This window comes from Psychrobacter sp. (assembly GCF_035469765.1).
GTDB lineage: Bacteria > Pseudomonadota > Gammaproteobacteria > Pseudomonadales > Moraxellaceae > Psychrobacter.
The window spans coordinates 1-2,982 of the sequence record NZ_DATIRM010000160.1; the positions used below are offsets into that span (position 1 = coordinate 1).

Sequence of the window (2,982 nt, forward strand, 5' to 3'; positions counted from 1 at the left end):
CCATTAGTATTTTAGAGCGACTTTGGTTTTTGTTATTAATATCAGCCATTGACGATTCTTGATTTTTTGATAAAAAACGCATGGATATTCCTCTAAAGGTTAAATAAGACAGCTTATAGCTGTAGTCTATATTTATTAAATATAGACTCAGTAACGCCGCTGATTACTATTATGTGCTTACTAACTATAATGGTCATAATTTGTTACATTTTCAAGAGCAAAGGATTGCGCTGTCGTTTGCCTCTTGTAGCCGATGTTACGGTAATAGTTAGCCTGATAAGGCTGAGTAACTTGCTGTAAGGCTAATGAGAAAGTGAAGGTAATCCGCCTAGTTTTAGAATTGGTACCCTATTTGATAGGGCTTTGTGCTGAATACTACTCAAAAAGCAAAATTCTTGTAAATTTTTGGTCTTTACACTTGAAGCCACCTCACCATGCCCCCACTTTTTGAAACAAGCTCAAGGCTTATCTTAATAAAAGCGTTTTTAATAAGATAGCTTTTAAAGATAGGGTATTGAGACTAACAAACCAAATAAATTTTTAACTTAAACAACCAACTTATTGGAGACATATTGATGAATATTCGTCCTTTACATGATCGTATTGTTGTCCGCCGCATAGAAGAAGAAACAAAAACAGCAGGGGGTATCTTGCTTCCTGGTTCAGCGCAAGAAAAGCCTTCACAAGGTGAAGTGCTAGCAACCGGTAACGGTCAGATTCGTGATAACGGTGAAACTCGCGCGTTAGATGTAAAAGCTGGCGACAAAGTCTTATTCGGTCAATATGCTGGTCAAACCGTGAAAGTTAACGGCGAAGAACTATTGATTATGAAAGAATCTGACGTATTGGGTGTGCTAGAAGGCTAGTCCTTTTTGAGCGTTTTGATGCTCAGCGCATTTATAATAATACCATTGAAATATCTAATTGCATTCTCATACTTATAATAGTGGAGTAATTTAACATGGCAAAAGACGTAAAATTCGGCATTGATGCCCGTAAACAAATGATGGACGGTGTAAACATTCTAGCAAATGCAGTACGCGTAACCTTAGGTCCTAAAGGTCGTAACGTGGTTATCGATAAATCATTTGGCGCGCCTACTATCACTAAAGATGGTGTTTCAGTTGCCAAAGAAATCGAGCTTGAAAACAAATTTGAAAACATGGGCGCTCAATTGGTCCGTGAAGTTGCTAGCCGTACTAATGACGTTGCTGGTGATGGTACGACTACTGCGACCGTATTGGCTCAGTCAATCTTGCAAGAAGGCATGAAGTCTGTTGCTGCTGGCATGAACCCAATGGATCTAAAACGCGGTATTGATAAAGCGGTACGTGCAGCTGTTGAGCAAATTCATTTGCTATCAACGCCAGCAGACGATTCAAAAGCGATTGCTCAAGTCGGCTCTATCTCTGCCAACTCAGACACCAAGATTGGTGAGCTGATTGCCCAAGCGATGGAAAAAGTCGGTAAGCAAGGCGTTATCACGGTTGAAGAAGGTTCAAGCTTTGAAGATACCTTAGAAGTCGTCGAAGGTATGCAGTTTGACCGTGGTTATATCAGCCCGTACTTTGCTAATAAGCAAGACAGCTTGACCGCTGAATTTGAAAACCCGTACATCTTGCTTGTTGATAAAAAAATCAGCAATATCCGTGAAATCGTGCCATTACTTGAGCAAGTGATGCAGCAGAGCAAACCATTGCTAATCATTGCTGAAGACGTAGAAAACGAAGCGTTAGCAACTTTAGTTGTAAACAACATGCGTGGCGGCTTAAAAACTTGTGCCGTAAAAGCACCAGGTTTTGGCGATCGTCGTAAAGCAATGCTTGAAGATATCGCAACGCTAACTGGCGGTACCGTTATCTCTGAAGAGATTGGTCTGAGCTTAGAGACTGCGACCCTTGAGCAATTGGGTACCGCTAAGAAAGTCACTGTCGGTAAAGAAAATACCGTTATCGTTGATGGCGCTGGTAACTCTGCTGATATCGAAAATCGCGTTGAATCTATCAAACGTCAAGTTGAAGAATCAACGTCTGACTACGATAAAGAAAAGCTTCAAGAGCGTATGGCTAAACTTGCTGGCGGCGTTGCCGTTATCAAAGTGGGCGCTGCGACTGAAACTGAAATGAAAGAGAAAAAAGATCGCGTTGATGATGCACTACATGCCACTCGTGCAGCGGTCGAAGAAGGCGTTGTACCTGGTGGTGGTGTTGCCTTAGTTCGTGCGATGAACGCATTGTCTGAGCTACGTGGTGATAACGATGACCAAAACGCTGGTATCAATATCTTACGCCGCGCAATGGAAGCACCATTACGTCAAATCGTGACCAACTCAGGCGAAGAAGCGTCAGTGGTAGTGAACGAAGTGAAGAGTGGTAGCGGTAACTATGGTTACAATGCAGCTTCTGGCGAATATGGCGATATGCTAGAGATGGGTATCCTTGACCCAGCCAAAGTAGCACGTTCAGCACTAGAAAACGCTGCATCTGTTGCTGGTCTTATGCTAACGACCGAAGTCATGATTACTGATTTACCGCAAGGTGATGACGGTATGTCTGGCATGGGCGGCGGTGGAATGGGCGGTATGGGTGGAATGGGCGGCATGATGTAATTTATGCCTCGACTAAATTAGTATGATGTTATTGATCTCGGTCGCTTTAATTAAATAGCCGTACTGCTTTAGTCAATCCATAAAGCACTTTTTGCTAGAAATGTAAGTATTTCTGTGAAAGTGTTTGAATTACCGAAAGCTCTGTTATCGTTAAGATAGCAGAGCTTTTTTGTGTCTGGTTGTACTAGCTTAATGAATTTGGATATAGACTATGAATAGCTCGATATATCCCAAGTTAAGAGTGCTGAGTAAAGATTGACAATGGTGGTAAACATTAAACGGTTATCTCGGTTACGTTTTTTTTACTAATCTCATAGCCTTTATCGTCTGTATGTGATTTAAAAATGAGAAGAATACAGGTGAGAATAAATCTA

General features: G+C 41.5%; 2 protein-coding genes. Both read left to right on the top strand.

Going from position 1 to position 2,982, the window contains the following annotated elements; all coding sequences use genetic code 11:
• Positions 1–572: 572 nt before the first annotated feature.
• On the top strand, positions 573–866 hold the full coding sequence (locus VLN09_RS04610; protein WP_414709085.1) for a co-chaperone GroES: 294 nt from the start codon (positions 573–575) through the stop codon (positions 864–866).
• A gap of 95 nt (positions 867–961) precedes the next feature.
• The gene (gene groL, locus VLN09_RS04615; protein ID WP_325244137.1) at positions 962–2,608 is read left to right on the top strand and encodes a chaperonin GroEL; all 1,647 of its coding nucleotides are present in this window, start codon (positions 962–964) and stop codon (positions 2,606–2,608) included.
• The last annotated feature ends 374 nt before the right edge of the window (positions 2,609–2,982 follow it).

Bases quoted from the DNA above. Each gene is read 5' to 3' on its own strand.
- groL (WP_325244137.1), top strand. From the start codon at position 962: ATGGCAAAAGACGTAAAATTCGGCATTGATGCCCGTAAACAAATGATG.